General features: G+C 73.4%; 17 protein-coding genes and 2 pseudogenes. 10 read left to right on the top strand and 9 right to left on the bottom strand.

Annotation, left to right across the window (positions count from 1 at the left end):
* Nucleotides 1-68 precede the first annotated feature (68 nt).
* From O7629_RS33120 to O7629_RS33110, 3 genes and pseudogenes are all read right to left on the bottom strand, one after another.
* On the bottom strand, nt 69-923 hold the full coding sequence (locus tag O7629_RS33120; protein ID WP_347403710.1) for a ThuA domain-containing protein: 855 nt from the start codon (nt 921-923) through the stop codon (nt 69-71).
* Nucleotides 920-1363, bottom strand: a pseudogene (locus O7629_RS33115) (helix-turn-helix domain-containing protein); the annotation flags it as partial. The pseudogene O7629_RS33115 and the gene O7629_RS33120, both read right to left, overlap by 4 nt.
* Before the next feature lie 174 nt (nt 1364-1537).
* Nucleotides 1538-1678 (bottom strand): annotated as a pseudogene (locus O7629_RS33110) (helix-turn-helix domain-containing protein); the annotation flags it as partial.
* Nucleotides 1679-1849: 171 nt separating this feature from the next.
* Here O7629_RS33110 and O7629_RS33105 point away from each other — a divergent pair.
* Nucleotides 1850-2752, top strand: a complete 903-nt coding sequence (locus tag O7629_RS33105; RefSeq protein WP_278174289.1) for an ABC transporter ATP-binding protein — start codon at nt 1850-1852, stop codon at nt 2750-2752.
* Complete coding sequence (locus O7629_RS33100) at nt 2749-4356, top strand: ABC transporter permease (protein WP_278174287.1); 1608 nt, start codon at nt 2749-2751, stop codon at nt 4354-4356. The genes O7629_RS33105 and O7629_RS33100 overlap by 4 nt, the downstream gene beginning before the upstream one ends.
* Before the next feature lie 13 nt (nt 4357-4369).
* Here the strand turns inward: O7629_RS33100 and O7629_RS33095 are convergent, their stop codons facing one another.
* The 4 genes from O7629_RS33095 to O7629_RS33080 form a co-directional block, all read right to left on the bottom strand.
* Complete coding sequence (locus O7629_RS33095) at nt 4370-5476, bottom strand: HAMP domain-containing sensor histidine kinase (protein ID WP_278174285.1); 1107 nt, start codon at nt 5474-5476, stop codon at nt 4370-4372.
* Entirely contained in the window at nt 5469-6200 is a 732-nt protein-coding gene (locus O7629_RS33090; RefSeq protein WP_278174284.1) for a response regulator transcription factor, read from the bottom strand. Before O7629_RS33090 ends, O7629_RS33095 begins: the two co-directional genes overlap by 8 nt.
* Before the next feature lie 5 nt (nt 6201-6205).
* Entirely contained in the window at nt 6206-6805 is a 600-nt protein-coding gene (locus O7629_RS33085; protein WP_278174282.1) for a DM13 domain-containing protein, read from the bottom strand.
* Nucleotides 6806-6885: 80 nt separating this feature from the next.
* Nucleotides 6886-7284: a hypothetical protein gene (locus O7629_RS33080; RefSeq protein WP_278174280.1), complete on the bottom strand. Its 399-nt coding sequence runs from the start codon at nt 7282-7284 to the stop codon at nt 6886-6888.
* Nucleotides 7285-7385: 101 nt separating this feature from the next.
* On the opposite strand from O7629_RS33080, the gene O7629_RS33075 reads away from it, so the two are divergent.
* The 7 genes from O7629_RS33075 (at nt 7386) to O7629_RS33045 (ending at nt 14942) form a co-directional block, all read left to right on the top strand.
* Nucleotides 7386-7961: a TetR/AcrR family transcriptional regulator gene (locus O7629_RS33075; protein ID WP_278174279.1), complete on the top strand. Its 576-nt coding sequence runs from the start codon at nt 7386-7388 to the stop codon at nt 7959-7961.
* A 68-nt stretch (nt 7962-8029) separates the two neighbouring features.
* Nucleotides 8030-8974: an oxidoreductase gene (locus tag O7629_RS33070; RefSeq protein WP_278174277.1), complete on the top strand. Its 945-nt coding sequence runs from the start codon at nt 8030-8032 to the stop codon at nt 8972-8974.
* Nucleotides 8971-9558 carry a TetR/AcrR family transcriptional regulator gene (locus tag O7629_RS33065; RefSeq protein WP_278174275.1) on the top strand — a complete coding sequence of 196 codons (588 nt, stop codon included), beginning with the start codon at nt 8971-8973 and terminating at the stop codon, nt 9556-9558. Before O7629_RS33070 ends, O7629_RS33065 begins: the two co-directional genes overlap by 4 nt.
* A 2-nt stretch (nt 9559-9560) precedes the next feature.
* On the top strand, nt 9561-10472 hold the full coding sequence (locus O7629_RS33060; RefSeq protein WP_278174274.1) for an oxidoreductase: 912 nt from the start codon (nt 9561-9563) through the stop codon (nt 10470-10472).
* A 90-nt stretch (nt 10473-10562) separates the two neighbouring features.
* Nucleotides 10563-13268 carry a LuxR family transcriptional regulator gene (locus O7629_RS33055; protein ID WP_278174272.1) on the top strand — a complete coding sequence of 902 codons (2706 nt, stop codon included), beginning with the start codon at nt 10563-10565 and terminating at the stop codon, nt 13266-13268.
* 190 nt (nt 13269-13458) lie between these two features.
* The gene (locus O7629_RS33050; RefSeq protein WP_278174270.1) at nt 13459-14334 is read left to right on the top strand and encodes an LPXTG cell wall anchor domain-containing protein; all 876 of its coding nucleotides are present in this window, start codon (nt 13459-13461) and stop codon (nt 14332-14334) included.
* Nucleotides 14331-14942, top strand: a complete 612-nt coding sequence (locus O7629_RS33045) for a DUF3558 family protein (protein ID WP_278174269.1) — start codon at nt 14331-14333, stop codon at nt 14940-14942. Before O7629_RS33050 ends, O7629_RS33045 begins: the two co-directional genes overlap by 4 nt.
* On the opposite strand, the gene O7629_RS33040 is transcribed toward O7629_RS33045, so the two are convergent.
* A complete protein-coding gene (locus O7629_RS33040; RefSeq protein ID WP_278174268.1) occupies nt 14907-15842 on the bottom strand; it encodes an SDR family NAD(P)-dependent oxidoreductase in 936 nt (311 codons plus the stop codon). The genes O7629_RS33045 and O7629_RS33040 overlap by 36 nt on opposite strands.
* Before the next feature lie 62 nt (nt 15843-15904).
* Here O7629_RS33040 and O7629_RS33035 point away from each other — a divergent pair, with 62 nt between their 5' ends.
* Nucleotides 15905-16534 (top strand): winged helix-turn-helix transcriptional regulator, encoded by a 630-nt coding sequence (locus O7629_RS33035; RefSeq protein ID WP_278174267.1) that lies wholly within the window; start codon nt 15905-15907, stop codon nt 16532-16534.
* Here O7629_RS33035 and O7629_RS33030 read toward each other — a convergent pair.
* Nucleotides 16509-17780, bottom strand: a complete 1272-nt coding sequence (locus O7629_RS33030) for a hypothetical protein (RefSeq protein ID WP_278174266.1) — start codon at nt 17778-17780, stop codon at nt 16509-16511. The genes O7629_RS33035 and O7629_RS33030 overlap by 26 nt on opposite strands.
* Nucleotides 17781-18008 lie beyond the last annotated feature (228 nt).

Here is an 18008-nt window from a genome sequence, read left to right as displayed (position 1 = left end):
AGATCTTGGATAGTTACCGACCTTCGGAGGTCAGCGCTGACCGTCCGGATGAGCCCGGGGCCCGGCCGTCACCCTGTGGCGTCCCGGTCGGCGTCGTCGGCCGACCGGCCCCCGTCGGCGTCGTCGGCCGACCGGCCGGCGGCCCAGCGGACCGCGCCGAGCAGGTGGGTGCGGAACGCCGGTTCGGCGTACGCCTCGATGGTGTGGCCGCCGCCGGTGTAGAAGGCGCGGCCGCCGGCGTACGTCCGGCACCAGGCGTGCGGGTGCGGCTGCCCCATCTGCCCGCCGGTGTAGCTGGTCTCGTCGAGCACCGCGAGGATCCGGGCGTCGGTCGGCCGGGTCCGGTAGTCGTACCACTCGTCGGTGCGCTTCCAGCGGGTCGGCAGGTGTGCGGTGGCCGGGTGGGTCCGGTCGACGACCTCGACGGTGGCCGGCTGCACCGGCGGGTGCTGGGCGAAGTACGCACCGACAAGTTCGCCGTAGAACGGCCAGTTGTGTTCGGTGTCGGCGGCCGCGTGCACCCCGACGAATCCGCCGCCGCCGTTGATGTAGCCCTCGAACGCGGCCCGGCCGGCGGCGTCGAGCACGTCGCCGGTGGTGTTGAGGAAGACGACGGCGGCGTACCGGCTCAGGTTGTCCGGGGTGAAGACGGCCGGGTCCTCGGTGGCGTCGACGGTGAAGCCGTGCTCCGCGCCGAGTTCGCCGACGGTCGCGACCCCGGCCGGGATGGAATCGTGCCGGTACCCGGTGGTGCGGCTGTAGACCAGCACCCGGTACCCGGTCTCGACGCTCGACTCGGTGCTCGACTCGACGCTCGAATCGGTGCAGCCGGTGGTCACCAGCGCCACGATACCGCCGAGCAGGCCGGTGCCGACCGCCCGTCGGGTGAGGCCGGCACCGGGCCGGACCGGCACGCCGGTCACCGGACCGGCTCCGCGACGGCGGTGGGCGCATCAGGCTGCGGCGGCAGACCACGGGTGGACAGGAACGCCTGCCACTCGGCGGTGATCCGCTCGACGTCCCGGCAGACCAGCCCGAAGAACTCGCCCATCAACTGCAGCCGGTCCCCGGCGGGGGTGTCCGGCCCAAGTACGGCCGCGCCGTGGGTCGCCGCGTCCGCCCAGGTCCGGAAGACGTGCACCCGCAGCGACCAGGCCCGGTACCACAGTCCGTCGTCGACGGCGTACCGGTCGCGCCGCTGCCCCGGCTCGCGTCGCCGGGTGACGAAGCCGATCCGCTCCAGGAAAGCGATCGACTTCGAGATCGACGCCGGGCTGACCCGCAGCCGGTCGACCAGCTCGGCGGCGGTGAGTGCACCGCCGTCGCTGACGAAGAGACTGACCAGCACCCGGGCGGTCATCCGAGGGAAACCGGACTGGATCATCAGGGCGGCGAACTGCTGCTCGAAGGCCTGCACGGCGGCCGCGTCCCGGCCGTACCCGGTGCTCTGGCCGGCCGGCGGCCGGGTGACCGGTCCGGTACGGCGGGCCCGGTGCGCGGTGGCCCGGTGCGCGGCGGTGGCCCGGTAGCCGCCCGGCCCGCCGTTGCGCCCGACCTCCCGGCTGATCGTGGAGGTCGGGCGGTCGAGTCGGCGGGCGATCTCGGCGTAGCCGGCGCCGTCGGCGAGTGCCTGCTCGATGCGCTGCCGGTCCTGATAGGTCAACCGTCCGCCGGGCATCCGCCCCCGCCCTCCGCTGCGTTCAGCCTCAATTCATTGCAACACATCCTGGCCGATCGTTGCGTTAACCGCAACCGCCATTGCAACGCAAGGCCCGATTAAACGCAGTAATGCCCGCTGGTGGCGGGCTTTTCATTGACCACCTTGCGAACGCAACGTAGCTTTCTAGATATGGAAACAACGATCCAGGTCCGGGGCCTGACCAAGCGGTACGGCCGCAGCACCGCGCTGGACGGGCTCGACCTGAGCGTGGCGGCCGGCGAGGTGCACGGCTTCCTCGGCCCCAACGGTGCCGGCAAGACCAGCACCATCCGGGTGCTGCTCGGCCTGCTGAGGCCCGATGGCGGGCAGGTGTCGCTGCTCGGTGGCGACCCGTGGCGGGACGGGGTCGCCCTGCACCGTCGCCTCGCGTACGTGCCGGGCGACGTCAGCCTCTGGCCGAACCTGACCGGCGGTGAGGTGATCGACCTGCTCGGTCGACTGCGCGGTGGCCTCGACCGGCGCCGCCGCACCGACCTGCTGGAGCGCTTCGCGCTGGACCCGACGAAGAAGTGCCGCAGCTACTCCAAGGGCAACCGACAGAAGGTGGCGCTGATCGCCGCCCTCGCCGCCGACGTGGAGCTGCTGCTGCTCGACGAGCCCACCTCCGGGCTGGACCCGCTGATGGAGGCGGTGTTCCGCGACCGGGTCGCCGACGCCGCCCGGCAGGGCCGGACCGTCCTGCTGTCCAGCCACATCCTCGCCGAGGTCGAGGCGCTGTGCGACCGGGTCACCATCGTCCGCGACGGACGGACCGTGGAAAGTGGCACCCTCGCCGAGCTGCGGCATCTGACCCGTACCACGATCGTCGCCGACCTGGCCGAGGTGGCCGACCTGCCCGAGGTGGCCGACCTGGCCGGGGTGCACGGGCTCAGGGTCGACGGGACCCGGCTGCGCTGCGAGGTCGAGCCGGCCGCGCTGCCCGAGGTGCTGCGCCGGCTGGCCGAGGCCGGCGTACGCGGGCTGGTCAGCCAGCCGCCGACGCTGGAGGAACTGTTCCTGCGGCACTACCACGGCACCGGAGCACGGCGGTGAACCCGCTGGCCGGCACCGGGCAGCTGGTCCGGCTGATCCTGCGCCGCGACCGGCTGGTCATGCCGCTGTGGATCATCTGGCTGTCGGTGATGCCGGCGAACTTCGCCGCCGCCTTCCCCGCCCTCTACCCCACCGCCGCCGAACGGTCGGCGTTCGCGCAGACCAGCAACGCCAACGCCGCGCTGGTCGCGTTGTACGGCCCGGTGCACACCGCCGACCTCGGCGGGCTGGTCGCCTGGCGGATCAGCATCGTCACCGTCATCGTGGCGCTGATCAGCCTGCTCACCGTCGTCCGGCACACCCGTACCGAGGAGGAGGCCGGCCGGCGGGAACTGCTCGGCGCCGCCCCGATCGGCCGGTACGCCGGCCCGGCCGCCGCCCTCGTCGTCGTCTTCGCCGCCAACCTGTTGCTCGCCGCGGCGGTCGCCGCCGGGCTGGCCGGCCAGGGGCTGCCGGTCGCCGGGTCGGCCGCCCTCGGTGCCCAGTTCGCCGCGGCCGGTTGGCTGTTCGCCGCTGTCGGGGCGGTCGCCGCCCAGCTCGCCACCACCGCCGCAGCGGCCCGGGGGATCGCCGCCGGCGTACTCGGCGCCGCCGTGGCCGGCCGGGTCGTCGGTGACCTCAGCGCCCACACCGGCGGGCCGCTGGGCTGGCTGAGCTGGGTGTCGCCGTTCGGCTGGGTGATGCGGCTACGTCCGTACGCCGACGACGCCTGGTGGGTGCTCGGCCCGCTCGCCGCCGCGACCGCCGGGCTGGTCGCCGTCGCGGCCGGGCTGCACGGCCGCCGGGACCTGGGGTCCGGGCTGCTGGCGGCCGGCACCGGGCCGGCGACCGGCGGGCCCCGGCTGGCCGGCCCGGTCGCGCTGGCCTGGCGGCTGCACCGGGGGCCGCTGGCCGGCTGGACGGCCGGGTTCGCCCTCACCGGTGCGCTGCTGGGCGCGGTGGCCGGCGGGGTCGGCGACATGCTGACCGACAATCCCACACTGCGTGACCTGTTCGCCCGGCTCGGCGGGGCCGCCGGCCTGGTCGACCTGTTCCTGGCCGCGATGCTCGGCCTGTTCGCTGTCGGGGCGGCCGGGTACGCGATCGCCGCCGTGGGCCGGCTGCGGGTCGAGGAGACCAGTGGTCGGGCCGAGCCGGTGCTCGCCGCACCGGTGTCCCGGTCCCGCTGGGCGGCCAGTCATCTGCTGTTCGCCCTGGTCGGCCCGGTCGTGCTGATGGCCGGTGCCGGGTCGACGATGGGTGCGGCGTACGGGCTGTCCGGCGGTGACGTCGGCCCGACGACGGCCCGGGTGCTGGTCGGTGCGTTCGCGACGCTGCCGGCGGTGTGGCTGCTCGCGGCGGTCGCGCTCGCCCTGGTCGGGCTGGTGCCCCGGCTGGCGATGGCCGGGTGGGCGGTGCTGGCGGTGACGGTCGGACTCGACCTGTTCGGTGCGCTGCTGCAACTGCCGCAGCCGCTGCGCGATCTCTCCCCGTTCACGCATCTGCCGAGCCTGCCGGGCGGGCAGGTGTCGGCCGTACCGCTGGTCGTCCTGGCACTGCTGGCGGCCGGCTCCGCCGCCGCCGGCATGATCGGGCTGCGGCGGCGGGACCTGCCGGTCGGCTGACCGTGCGCGAGGGTCAACCGGCGGCGGGCAGGTGGACGAGAAACCGGCAGCCAGGGCCGGCGTTGGCCACCTCGACCCGACCGCCGTGCGCCTCGACCAAGCCGCGCACGATCGCCAGGCCGAGCCCGCCGCCGGCCGGCGGCGGCTCGGGACGGGGCGGTCCGGCCCAACCGGGCAGGTACGCCGGCCCGACCCGCGACCCCGCTCGGGGCGGGCCGGCGGGAGCGGGGCTGCGCGCCGTCTCGCCCCGGAACGCCACGTCGAACACCCTCGGCAGGTCCGCCTCGGGAATGCCGCCGCAGGTGTCGTGCACCGCCAGCCAGGCGGCACCGCCGTCGCGGCCCGCGCTGACCTGCACCACCCCGTCGTACGGGGTGAACCGGATCGCGTTGCGAAGCAGGTTGCCGATGATCCGGGCCAGTTCCGGCTCGCTGGCGGTGACCGACGGCCAGCCGCGTTCGGCGGCGACCAGCCGGATGCCCCGCGCCCGGGCCAGCGGCTCCGCCGACGCCAGGGCGTCGGAGACCACCTCGGCGAGGGGCACCCGGCGCAGCGACAGCCGCAACGCGCCGGCGTTGATCCGGGACAGTTCGAACAGGTCGTCGACGAGTTGGGTCATCCGGTCGGTCTCGGCCCGGATCCGCCGGTGGTAGTCGGCGACGGTGGCCCGGTCGGCGACGACGCCGTCCTCCAGCGCCTCGGCCATGGCCCGCAGCCCCGCCAGCGGCGTCCGCAGGTCGTGCGACACCCAGGCGACCAGCTCCCGCCGGTTCGCCTCGGCCTGGCGTTCGCGCTGACGCAGCTGGTCGGCCCAGACCGCCTGCCGGGCCAGCCGGGCACCCAGCCACCAGCCGACAGCCAGGCTGACCGCTCCGGACGCGGCGAGCACCAGCAGCACCACGTCCCGGTCGTGGACGGACAGGAACATCGCCTGGGCCGCGCCGACGACGCCGGCGAGGACCGCCAGTACGGTGACGGTGAGCAGGACGGTCAGGTGCACGACGATGCTGTGCCGGCGCAGCAGCCGCAGCGCGACCGCGCCCGGCACACCGATCAGCAACGATGCGCCCAGCCCGATGGCGAACACGGCGAGGACGTCGCCGGTGGGCAGGTCAGGCATTGCCGGCCGCCGGTTCGTAGCGGTAGCCGACGCCCCAGACGGTGACGATCCGTCGGGGTCGGGCCGGATCCCGTTCGACCTTCTCCCGCAGCCGTCGCACGTGGACGGTGACGGTGGACTGGTCACCGAAGTTCCAGCCCCACACCTGGGCAAGCAGTTCCTCCCGGCGGAACGCCTTCGCCGGGTGGCGGACCAGGTGCAGCAGCAGGTCGAACTCACGGGTGGTCAGCGCGAGCTCGGTGTCGCCGAGCCGGGCCGACCGCCGGCTGGTGTCCAGCGCGAGCTCGCCGTCGCGGACCACCGGAGGTTCACCGCCGACCGGGCCGGGGGGCGGCCCGGAGCGGCGGAGCACCGACTGCACCCGCAGCACCAGCTCCCGGGGCGAGAACGGCTTGGTGACGTAGTCGTCGGCGCCGAGCTGCAGGCCGATCACCCGGTCGGACTCCTCCCCGAGTGCGGTCAGCATGATCACGGGTACGCCGCTGGCCTGCCGCTGCAGCCGCCGGCACACCTCCAGACCGTCCAACCCGGGCAGCATCAGGTCCAGTACCACCAGGTCGGGCCGGCACTGGTCGACCGCGGCCAGCGCGGCGACCCCGTCGGCGGCGCGGGTGACCTGGTAGCCGGCTCGTTCCAGGTACCGGCGGACCACATCGGACACGGTGGGATCGTCGTCGACGACGAGCACCCGTAGGGACGGTCCGCCGGTGGTGGGCGCGACCATGGCTGTCAGGCGGCCAACTCGGCTGCCCCGAACGACACCGAGAAGCGTTTGCACCAGATGGAGACGCTGGTCAGGCTGGTCAGGTCGACGTCGGCGGGGATCTCGTACACCTGGTCACCCCGGTTGCCCTTGAGCCGGTCCAGCTCGGCCCACTGCCCGTCGTCGAAGACGAACCAGCCGTCGCGGCCGTCCAGCACCGGCTGGTCGGAGAGCCAGACCCGCAGGTCCGGGCCGTTGGAGGTGGCGAAGTCGCGGAACACGAGTTGACGGCGGCCGTCGGCCAACTGGACGACCTCGGCGGTGCCGCTGGTCTCGTGCTCGTGGGTGACGAACTCGCCGGAGGCCAGCAGCTGGTTGCCGGCCGGTGACGGGCTGGCCGGTGCGGCGCTGGGCGATGCTGACCCGGGCGATGCGGACCCGGACGCGGCGGGGTCCGCTGCCGGGGTGCCGGTCGCCGCGATCTGCACCTGCGGCAGCGCCTCGTCGACCACGTCGTCGGTGAACAGTTTCCACGGCTGGTACCAGTAGCCGCCGAACGCGAGTCCGGCGGCGACGACGACGGCGACCAGCCAGCTCAACGGGTTGGCAAGGAGTCGTTTCCACACGCGGATCAGCCTACGGCGGCAGCGCCCGGCCGACCGTAGTTGATCTCTTGCAAAAGTCTTACGGTCGGCGTACCGGCAGGTCAGCTGGTTGCGACGGCGTACGCGAGCAGCAGCAGCGCGACGGTGAGCTGCCCCGCGCCGAGCACGGTCAGGGTGTTGCCGAACGACCACTGTCCGGGGCGGCCGATCCCGGCGTGCAGGAAGAAGCCGCCGGACTGGCTGATCGTGCCGGCGGCCAGCAGCGCGCCGACCACCCAGGTGTACGGGTCGGACAGTCCGGCGCGGGCGGCGATGCTCAGTGCGGTCAGAGTCAGCACCAGCAGCACGCCGGCGTGGGCGTGGCCGGCCCGGAACAGCGACAGCTGGAAGTCGGTCAGTCTTCGGGCGGCGGCCAGCCGCATCAACGAGTAGCCGCCGAACATCACCGTCGGGACGCTGACCAGCGCAATCACGGTCAGCCATCGGTCCGCCGTACTCATCAGGTGCTCCTCGGGGTCGGCGCCACACGCGCCCGGCATCTTGTCACCGACAAGATAGCCGCTCCGGGTAGCATCTTGTCAACGGCAAGATGAGGGGAGGCGTGATGCGGCAACAGCCGTACCACCACGGCGACCTGCGGCGGGCCCTGCTGACCGCCGCCACCGAGGCGATCGCCGAATCCGGGGCGGCGGCACTGAGCCTGCGCGACCTGGCCCGACGGGTAGGGGTCTCGCACGCCGCCCCGACACACCACTTCGGCGACAAGACCGGCCTGCTCACCGCGATCGCCGCCGAGGGCCTCGACCTGCTGGCGACCCAGTTGGCGGCGGCCGGCGGCGACATCCTCGCCGCCGGCCAGGCGTACGTGCGGTTCGCCGCGACCCACCGGGCGCACTTCGAGGTGATGTTCCAACCGAGCCTGCTGCACTTCGACGCGCCAGAGCTGACCGCCGCCCGGCAGCGGGCCGGCCGGGCGCTACGGGACAGCCTGGACGACACCCGGGTACCGGCCGGTGACCGGGACAACGCGCGCCTGGCTGCCTGGTCGATCGTGCACGGCTTCGCCACCCTGTGGCTGTCCGGAGCACTGCCGCACGACGCGGACGACGACCCGGCGGCGCTCGCCGGCCCGGTGATCCGACTGCTCTTCGAGCCAACGCCGGACCAGCACACTTGACAGATTGAGCACATCAAGTAAAGCTTGTCGCGGATGTCAAGTAGGCAACGGAGAAGCGAGGCGTCAGCGTGGCTGCATGGTCATTCGATGACATTCCCGACCAGACCGGCCGGGTCGCGGTGGTGACCGGGGCGAACACCGGCATCGGCTTCGAGACCGCCCGGATGCTCGCCGGCAAGGGCGCACACGTGGTGCTGACGTACCGGGACAAGGGCAAGGGCGAAGCGGCGCTGGACCGGATTCGGGCCGGTCAGCCGGCCGGCGTGGTGACCGGGGCCGAGCTGGATCTGGCCGACCTCGACTCGGTCACCGCGTTTGCCGACGCCTACCGCGCCGACCACGACCGGCTCGACCTGCTGATCAACAACGCCGGCGTGATGGCACCGCCGCTGGGACGCACCCGGCAGGGCTTCGAGCTGCAATTCGGCACCAACCATCTGGGGCACTTCGCGCTCACCGGCGAACTGCTGCCGCTGCTCGACGCGGCACCGGCGGCCCGGGTGGTGACCGTCTCCAGCCTGGCCCACTGGACCGGCGGCATCGACATCGACGACCTCAACTGGCGGCAACGCCGCTACCGGCCGTGGGCCGCGTACGGGCAGAGCAAACTCGCCAACCTGCTGTTCACCCTGGAACTGCAGCGCCGGCTGACCGAGGCCGGGTCGACCGTGCGGGCCGTCGCCGCCCACCCCGGCCTGACCTCGACCGAGATCGGCCGCCACCAGGGCCGGTCCACCGACGAGAGCCGGTCGCGGATCGAGCGGATGATTCGGATGCGACCATCGGCCGGGGCGCTGCCCAGCCTGCGCGCCGCGACCGACCCGCAGGCCGCCGCCGGCAGCTACTGGGGTCCGGCCCGCCGGTTCGGCACCTCCGGGCCACCCGCGCCGGCCCGCAGCTCCGCACGGGCCAAGGACACCGTCATGGCCAGCCGACTGTGGTCCGAGAGCGAACAGCTGACCGGGGTGGCGTACCCGTTCTCGGCACTGGGACGTACGGAGCGCCCGGCGTGACGTCGGGCAGTACCCGACGGGACACCATCGCCGACGCCGCGATCGACGTGTTCATCCGGTACGGGTTCCGGAAGACCTCGATGGACGACCTGGCCCGCGCGGCCGACATCTCCCGGCAAGGGCTCTACCTGCACTTCAAGACCAAGGACGAGCTGTTCGTCGCCGCCGTGGACCGGATGGTGACCGGCGTGTGCGCGGCGACCGGGGCCGCCTTCGCCCGCGACGACCTCGACCCGCCGGGGCGGATCCTCGCCGCGTTCGAAGCGTGCCAGGGCCCATCGGTCGGGGCCGCGGTGCACGGCAACTTCGAGGAGCTGCTGACCACCGCGGCCACGCTGCGCTGCTCGCTGGCCGAGCGGATCGAGCGCGGGCTGGTCGACGGGGTTGAGCAGGTCCTCGCCGACAGCGGGGTCGCCGACCGGTGGCGGGCCGCCGGCCTGTCCGCCCGGGACCTGGCCGAGCATCTGCACGCCGCCTCGTTCGGGTTGAAACACAAGCTCTCGTCGGTCGACGAGTACCGAAACGGAATGCGGACCGCCGTGACGATCGTGTTCGCCGGCGGCGAGAACCTGGCCCGGGAGTGACGATGACACCGTGGACCTTCGGCGACCTGCCGGACCAGAGCGGCCGGATCGCCGTAGTCACCGGCGCGAACTCCGGCATCGGTTTCGAGACCGCCCGGATGCTCGCCGCCCGGGGCGCCCACGTGGTGCTCGCCTGCCGCGACGACGGACGAGCCGGCACCGCAGCCGACCGGATCCGCGCCGAACGGCCGACTGGCACGGTGAGCTGCGCCCGGCTCGACCTGGCCGACCTCGACTCGGTGGCCGAGTTCGCCGAGGCGTACCGTGCCGACCACGGCCGGATCGACCTGCTGATCAACAACGCCGGGGTGATGCTGACCCCGTTGCGGCGCACCCGGCAGGGCTTCGAGCTGCAGTTCGGCACCAACCATCTCGGCCACTTCGCGCTCACCGGCCGGCTGCTGCCGCTGCTGCTGTCCACCGGCGTCGGCGCCCGGGTGGTCACCGTCGCCAGCAACGCCCACCGCGCCGGCCGGATCGACTTCGCCGACCTCAACTGGCAACAGCGTCGCTACCGTCGGTGGGGCGCGTACGGGCAGAGCAAACTCGCCAACCTGCTGTTCACCCTGGAACTGCAGCGCCGGCTGACCGGGGCCGGGTCGCCGGTGCTGGCCACCGCCGCCCATCCCGGGTGGACCGCCACCGACCTGGCCCGGCACACCGGTGGCTTCGTCACCGCCGTCGGCCGGCTGATCGCGATGACGCCACACGACGGGGCGTTGCCGACTCTGCGCGCCGCCACCGACCCGGCAGTCGACGGTGGCAGCTACTGGGGGCCGGGCCGACGGTTCGAGACGGTCGGCCCGCCGGTCGCCGCGCGACGCAGCCCGGCGGCCGACAACGCCGCCACCGCTGGCCGGCTGTGGACGGAGAGCGAGAAGCTGACCGGCGTCGAGTTCCCCGTCGCCGGCTAGCCGCGGCACGCCCCGCCGCCGGCCGCCGGGTCGGGAACTCGACGGCCGGTCCGATGGCCGGCAGTGGACGCCACCTGCGAACCTGACCCCATGAGTCGCGAGGCGGTGGACCAGCCGCCGATGGTGGGCCGGCAGGACGAGTTGCGGGCAATACGGGCCGCGCTGAGCGGCCCGCCGACGCACCGGCGCGGCGTACTGATCGCCGGGTCGGCCGGCGTCGGCAAGACCCGGCTCGCGCAGGAGGTCGCAGCCGGTCTGGCCGCCGCCGGCTGGCGGCTGTCGCGGGCCCACGCCTCGGGTTCGGGCACCGGCCTGCCGCTGGCCGCGCTCGCCGGCCTGATCCCACCGCTGACACCCACCAGACCGCTGACACCCACCACGCCGCCGCCGTCCACACCGGTGCAGCGCGCGCTGGCTGGGCTCCGGGCAGCGGTCGGCGGGACCCGCAACGTCCTGGTCATCGACGACGCGCACCTGCTCGACGAGGTCTCCGCCGCGGTCGTGCATCAGCTGGTGGCCGACGGTACGGTGCCGGTGCTCGTCACGGTACGTACCGACGAGCCCGCACCGGACGCGGTGACAGCGCTGTGGAAGGACGCGGGCGTACACCGAATCGATCTCGCGCCGCTGAGCCCGCCGCAGACCGAGACGCTGGTGGTGGCCGTGCTGGGCGGGCCGGTTGAGGGCCGGACGCTGCGCCGGCTCAGGGACGCGGCCGCCGGCAACCCGCTGCTGTTGCGTGAGTTGATCACCTCGGCCCGGGAGGCCGGGCTGATCGACCGACCGGCCGGCATCTGGCGGCTGGCCGGGCCGCTGGATGCGGCACCACGCCTCACCGAGCTGTTGGGCAGCCGGCTGACGGCCGCCGACCCGGCCGAACGCGACGCCCTGGAACTACTCGCCCTCAGTCAGCACCTGCCGCTGCCGGCCGCAGTCGCCGTAGCCGGGTCGGCGACGCTGGAAGCGCTGGAGCGGCGCGGCCTGGTCACCGTCGCCACCGTGGATGGGCAACAGATTGTCCAGCTCAGCCACCCGCTGTACGCCGAGATGCTGCGGGCCGCCACGCCGGAGCTGGCCCGGCTGCGGCACAGCCGCCGACTCGCCGACACGCTCGAAGCTGCCGGGCAATTGCATGGCGCAGACGTGATGCGGGTCGCGTTGTGGCGTCTCGACGGCGGTGGTGACATCGACGTCGACCTGATGTTGGCCGCCGCGCGGGAAGCGGCGTACCTGCGGGAGTACGAACTGGCCGCGCGACTCGGGCAACGGGCGTACGAGGCCGGTGGTGCGGTGACCGCCGGGCTGGCGGTGGTACGCGCGCTGTTTCAGCAGGGCCGGCTCGACGAGGCGGTACGCCGTAGCGCCGAACTGAGCAGGTCGGCGGTCACCGGGCCGGGGCACGGTGACGCCGAACGGACCCAGATCGCCATTCAACTGGCGGTGATCCTGGTGCACGGCGCCGACGACGTGGCGGCCGCTCGCGCCACTCTGGACGCCGTCGCGGCCACCGAACCGGGTTGTCGCGAACAGCTCGACGCGGTCCGGCTGTACCTGCGGGCGTACCGGCTCGACTGCTCCGTCGTGACGCCGGCGCTGGCGTTGTTTCACACCGCCGGGTCGGTCGACCTGCGGTTGGCCGCAGCCGGCGCGGCCAGCTGCGGACTGCTGCTCGCCGGGCGGTTCACCGAAGCCGACAAGCTGCTGGCGGACGTGGTCCCGGTGGCGCACCGGCACATCGGGCCCGGCCAGGTGCAGTCGGACGGCTTCCCGGCGGCCGTCGCGTCGCTGTTGGTCGATCTGCCGGACGTGGCGGGCGCGCTGGCCGCCGCCGAGTCGACTTACCGGGCCAGTCTGCAACCGCCGGACCGGGTCGGCCAGGCGCTCGCCGCGTTCTTCCTCGCCAAGGTCGCGCTGCTGCGGGGCCGGCCGGCGACCGCGCTTCGCTGGGCGAACGAGGCGTACCTGGTCGCCGACGACGTCCAGCTGCGTGGGGTGCGCCGGTGGGCGGCCGGGCTGCGGCTGCAGGCCGCCGCCCAGCTCGGCGATCTGACCACCGCTGGGCAGGCGGCCGCCGACCTGGACCGGCATCCCGGCGGGCCGGACGGAGTGCGACTGTTCGACATCGAGGTCGCCCGGGGTCGGGCCTGGCTGGCCACGCTGACCGGTGACACCGACCACGGGCTGCGCCTGCTGGAGCAGGAAGTGGTCCGGCACGGGACGACCGGGGCCGTCGGAGCCGGCACCCTCGGGGTCCTGGACCTGATCCGGCTGGGCGGCGCCACCGTCGCCGTCCGGCTCCTCACCGACCATCCGCCACCGGACCGGTGGACGCTGGGGCGGGTCGTGGTCGACTACGCAACTGCGGCCGCCGACCGGGACGCCGCAGGTCTGTTGCGGGTCGCGCGGGACTTTTCCGGGTACGGCATGCCACTGCACGCGGCGGAGGCGGCGACGCTCGCGACGGCCGCCACCACGTCCGGTGCCGCGTCCGGTGCCGGGGCCGGGGCCGGGGCCGGGCGGGCGGCGGCCACGGCCCGGCTGCTCGCCGACCGGGAGCTGGCCCGGTGCGAACAGCCGACGACGCCGGCCCTACGGCGGGGTCGTCGACCGGCCGCCGGGCTGACCGGCCGGGAGCGGGAGGTGGCGCTCGCGGCCGCCGACGGCGAGTCCACCAGGGAGATTGCCGCCCGGCTGCACCTGTCGGCCAGGACCGTGGAGAACCACCTGCACCGTGCGTACACCAAGCTGGGCGTCGCCGGTCGGGCCGAGTTGCGGGCGGCGTTGATCTCGCGCTGAACCGGCGCACCGGATGCCCGTGCCGGGTACCACGCTGAGTGTCCCGCGCGCCGAAATTGAGTAGGCCACCGCTCACGCCGGATCGGTCTGTGTCGTGCTGGACTGTGCCCGCTCTGCTCGATCAACATCGCCGCCCCGGCTGCCGTCGTGGCCGCTGTCTCGGTGGCTCCCTGGAAGAGGTAGTCCTGTCATGCGTGTACGCCAGCTGATCCGCCAGCTGCCCGGCGTCGTCGGCGCCGCCTCGGTGGCCGCCGCCGGGCTCGTGCTCGGAGTCGGCGCACCGGCAGCGGCCGCCCCACCGACCCTGGCGGTGGAGATGCTCTGCGGCGCGCTGGACGTACGGTGGACCTCCGACCCGCTGGACGACAGCGTGGAGCCGGTCGGCACCGTGGTGCTGCGCAACGACGTCGTGGTGGAGGAGTTCACCATGGTCGGCAGCGGATTCCACCGGTACGGTGCGGCCGACGGCGACCTGTTCGTGATCCGGCGCGCGGGCGAACGGGACACCCCGCCGGTGCCGTTCCGGGCACCGGACGGCTGCACCGGCACCCCGGTCCTCGAGGTGAGTGCCGACAACGGCTGCACCGGGCTGGAGTTGACGCTGACCAACCGGGGCACCACGGCCGTCGACGGTCTGCTGCTGGTCACGGCCGACACGTTCCCGGCCGGGGAGACCCTGGCGCCGGTCCCGCCCGGCACCACCGAGCTTGCCTTCGCGCTGCCCGACGGCACCGCGTACCAGTTGATCACCGGGCCGTTCGCGCTCGACGCCCCGACCTGGATGACCGGGACGTACGCCCCACCGGCGGATTGCGACGCGTCGAGTCCGCCCCAGACGCCCGGGGCAACCCCGACGCCCGGGGCGAGCCTGCCAGCCACGCCGGGCACGCCGACCGTGGCTGCGACACCGGGCGGTGGCGGGAGCGCAGGCGGCGAGCTACCGGTCACCGGAGCGGCCGGCATCGCGTACGCGGTCGGCGGTGTCGTCCTGGTCGCCGCCGGCCTGGCCCTGCTCGCCGGGGTACGTCGGCGGCGCATCCGGTTCGTCAGTGGAGGTGACCGATGACTCCGACGGCTTCGAACCGCGTGTCCGGTGCCGGCCTGCTCGTGGCCATGCTCGCGGCGCTCGCGGCTTGCGGCGGCGACCCGGCCGGCCCGGGAGCCGGTGGGGCGGGCCGACCCGCCGTTGGGGACGCGCCGTCGGCATCGGCCGGTTCCGCAGCGGCCGCGACGCCCGCCGCAGGCACCACCGCCGACGGTCCGGACTTCAGTGACCCGTGCACCCTGCTGACCCGGCCGGAGCTGGCCACCGTCTTCGACGAGGTCCCGGAGCCAACCGGCACCGGTTACGGGGCGGGCTTCGGCGAATGCGTGTGGCAGGACCCGGCCGGGCAGCTCGTCCGGTTGAGTGTGGTGCCGCCGGAGAACCTGCAGGCCGACTACATCGACCAGCTCACCACCCGCGACGGCGCGACCGGGCTGGGTGCCGGCTCGGTGACCTTCCCGGGAACGGTCGGCATCGGCGTGGCCAAGCGTGGCGGCGTCACTGCCGCGTTCACCGCCGCCGACACCGGGCTGCTGCTCGCGGTGAAGACCGGCGACGGTACGGACGAGACCGCCGATCTGATCCATGTGACGCTACTCGGGCAGCGCATCCTGTCCCGCAGTCGCTGACCGGCTGTCGGTGCGGGTGGAGGCGCAGGTCGCCTGGCTGAGCGCGGTGACGGTCTGGATGACCGTCGGGTCGGTGGCCCGCGCGTCCGGGCGCACCGGTGTGCCCTTCGGGCCGAGCACCGTACCGGATGGCAGGTCGCCGGAGGCGGCGGTACCGGATGGCAGGTCGCCGGTGGCGGCGGCGATGGAGCTGCGGGCGGCGTCGGTCGCGCTGGTCCGGAACAGGTTGAGGTAGATCAGCGGGAAGGCCAGCCGGGCCGGCATCGGGAACAGGTCCGCACGCATCGACCGGCCCATCTCGGTGGCGCTGGCCCCCGGGTCGGCGGCGAGCACCGTGACGCCGGTGCCGGCGAGCCGGTCGGCCAGACCCATCGTGTACGCGAGGTTGGCCAGCTTCGCCCGCCCGTACGCGGAGAACCCGTAGTAGCGCCCGGCCACCTCGACCCGGTCCAGCGGGGTGCGGTCGGCGAGCCGGATCGCGCCCGAGGTGAGGTTGACGATCCGCCCCCGGCCGGCGGCGACCATGTCGTCGACCAGCAGTTCGGTGAGCAGATAGCCGGAGAGATGGCTCATGGCGAAGGTCGCCTCGATGCCGTCGACGGTGTGCCAGTGCTGGCGGTAGACCCCGCCGACGTTGTTGACCAGCAGGTCGAGCGGGCCGGCGGCGCGGGTGTCGTCGGCCAGTGCGCGGACGGCGGACAGTGCGGAGAGGTCGGCCCGGATGAACCGGGCGGGAACCGGACCGGCGGCGCTCACCTGGTCGCGGGCGGCGTCGCCTCGCTGCTGGTCGCGCCCGACGATCGTGACGGCGTAGCCGTGGCCGGCCAGGGCACGGGCGGTGGCCAGGCCGATCCCGCCGGTACCACCGGTGACCAGGGCCCGCTTCGTTGACTCAGTCATGACTAAGAAAATAGTACTAGCTACTGAGCTTTAACAAGTGTGCCGCTGGATACAGTGGCGACGTGCAGGTCGAGCAGGGCGTACTGCTGGCCGCCGTGGGTCGGCTGCGGGGCCGCTGGACGCTGCACATCGTGCACGCGCTGCTCGACGGACCGGCCGGCTTCAACGACCTGCGCCGGGCGGTCCCGGCGGTCGGGCCGAGCACTCTCGCCCGCCGGCTCGGCGAGCTGGAGGCCGTCGGGGTCGTCAGCCGTACGGTGATCGACACCACCCCACCGGGCACCCGCTACACACTGACGTCGACCGGCACCGGACTGCGCCCGGTGCTCGCCGAAATGGCGACCTGGGCCGGCGACACCAGCGACCCGGACACCCGCCACCACCAGCTCGACGGCCTGCTGGCACTGATGCAGGAACGCTGGATGCTGGAGCTGCACTGCGCACTGCTGGTCGGGCCGCGCCGCTTCACCGACCTGGCCCGCGACACCGGCGTCAACCAGGTCACCCTCACCCAGCGCCTCGCCGACCTGGAGCAGCGCGGGCTGATCCAGCGGCTCGCCGACGGCAGGTACGCCTTCAGCGCCGCAGGCGAGGGCTTCCACCGGGTCGGCGAAGCCCTCGCCCGCTGGGCGGCGGCCACCACGGGCACCGCCGCCGACCAGCCGGTCAGGGCGCCAGGCCCCGGAAGTTGACCATCAGCTGGGTGGGACCCTGCCGGGACCAGTAGAAGACGTACGGCCGCTCCGGCAGCAGCGGGGCATCCTGGATACCGACGGCGACCCCGGCGGTCGGGTCGATGCCGAGGGCGTCCGTACCCGCCTGCGCCGACCAGGTCCACTGCTGCTGCGGCGTGAACCAGTTGCACTCGATCACGCCACCCTCCAGATCGACGGTGAACACGTACGGCCGCTGCCGCACCAGTGGAGTGTCCCGGACCGCGACCGCACCGGTGCGCCGCAGATAGACCACGGAACCGGGACCACCCTGAGCTGTCCACCTGTACTCGCTGCCGGTCCAGCTCAGCGCGTACATGATGCTGAGGTTGCCGACGACGGCGAGCGGGAAGGTCCCCTCGCCGGGGGCACCGAGAACCGTCGTCGCCCCGACGCCGTTGGTCGCGCCGGCGTTCGGAAACGGCGCCAGACCGTGGTTGGTCCAGGCCCAGGAATAGCCGGTGTCCGCGCCGCGCCACAGGTTGCCCTGCCGGTCGAGCAGGAACGCCTGGGCGCGGTCCGGGCCGGTGGCGGTGGTCCGCAGGTTCGCGACGCCGACCACCCGGCTCTCCCGGAAATTGTCGAACGTGCCGGTGCGCGGGGTGCCGTAGTTGAGCCAGTCGCCCGTGCCGCTGACCCAGTTGTGCAGCCACAGGTTGCCGTCCGAGCCGACCGCGAAGGTCTGCGGCACCTGCGGGCCGTCCGGAGTCTGCTGGACCGCGAGGACACCGACAGGCGTGGCGACCCGGACACCGTCGAACGGGAGGCCCAGGTCCTGCCAGAGCCATCTGTCGCCGGTCCACCGGTTGACCCACAGGTGCCCGTCGGCGGTGCTGACGAAGGCGTACGGGTAGTCCGCCCCGTTCGACCTGTCCTGGACCGTGATCGCCCCGACGGCCTTGGCGATCGGGCTGCCCGACGGCACACCACCGAACCCGGTCCAGATCCACTGTCCACCGTTCCACCAGTTCAGCCACAGTTCACCGTCGACGACGTTGAACACGTACGGCCGCTGTTTGGCATTTGGCGCGTCTCGCACCGCCACCGCCCCGACGAGCCGGATCGAGGTGGGGTCCGGCACCGGTGAGCCGAGCGGATCCACCTGCCACACCGCTTGCGATGCCGCCGTCGGGGCGGCCGTCGCGGCCGGTGGCGTCAGGCCGGCGGTCAGCAGTACGCCGGCCAGGATGGCGGCCAGACACCGCCGCTGTCGTCGTCGATCCATGATCAGCATGGCGACCAGCCCCTCTTCTTGCTTGTCGCGGCGGTCGGGCCGTGCACGTCGCGCGGCATCCGGGAACCGCCGGTGGGTGCGCCAGATGCTCCCCGACCCAGTGCGCCGAAAACGTCACAACATCGACAGAGTTGACTATCCGGCGTAGCCGTTGACACCGGGCACACTAAGCCGAAGCACGGTAGTACACAGACGACCGTCAGGATCGGACAGCCGGGT

Origin of the sequence: Solwaraspora sp. WMMD792 (assembly GCF_029626105.1) — a bacterium.
Lineage (GTDB): Bacteria > Actinomycetota > Actinomycetes > Mycobacteriales > Micromonosporaceae > Micromonospora_E.
Note: the sequence above shows the minus strand (reverse complement) of the source record. Positions and strands in the feature narration are given on the sequence as shown.

Excerpts from the sequence above, each read along its gene's own strand:
- O7629_RS33105 (WP_278174289.1), top strand. The coding sequence starts at position 1,850 with ATGGAAACAACGATCCAGGTCCGGGGCCTGACCAAGCGGTACGGCCGC.
- O7629_RS33095 (WP_278174285.1), bottom strand. The coding sequence starts at position 5,476 with ATGCCTGACCTGCCCACCGGCGACGTCCTCGCCGTGTTCGCCATCGGG.
- O7629_RS33090 (WP_278174284.1), bottom strand. The coding sequence starts at position 6,200 with ATGGTCGCGCCCACCACCGGCGGACCGTCCCTACGGGTGCTCGTCGTC.
- O7629_RS33080 (WP_278174280.1), bottom strand. The coding sequence starts at position 7,284 with ATGAGTACGGCGGACCGATGGCTGACCGTGATTGCGCTGGTCAGCGTC.
- O7629_RS33060 (WP_278174274.1), top strand. The coding sequence starts at position 9,561 with ATGACACCGTGGACCTTCGGCGACCTGCCGGACCAGAGCGGCCGGATC.
- O7629_RS33055 (WP_278174272.1), top strand. The coding sequence starts at position 10,563 with ATGAGTCGCGAGGCGGTGGACCAGCCGCCGATGGTGGGCCGGCAGGAC.
- O7629_RS33050 (WP_278174270.1), top strand. The coding sequence starts at position 13,459 with ATGCGTGTACGCCAGCTGATCCGCCAGCTGCCCGGCGTCGTCGGCGCC.
- O7629_RS33045 (WP_278174269.1), top strand. The coding sequence starts at position 14,331 with ATGACTCCGACGGCTTCGAACCGCGTGTCCGGTGCCGGCCTGCTCGTG.
- O7629_RS33040 (WP_278174268.1), bottom strand. The coding sequence starts at position 15,842 with ATGACTGAGTCAACGAAGCGGGCCCTGGTCACCGGTGGTACCGGCGGG.
- O7629_RS33030 (WP_278174266.1), bottom strand. The coding sequence starts at position 17,780 with ATGGATCGACGACGACAGCGGCGGTGTCTGGCCGCCATCCTGGCCGGC.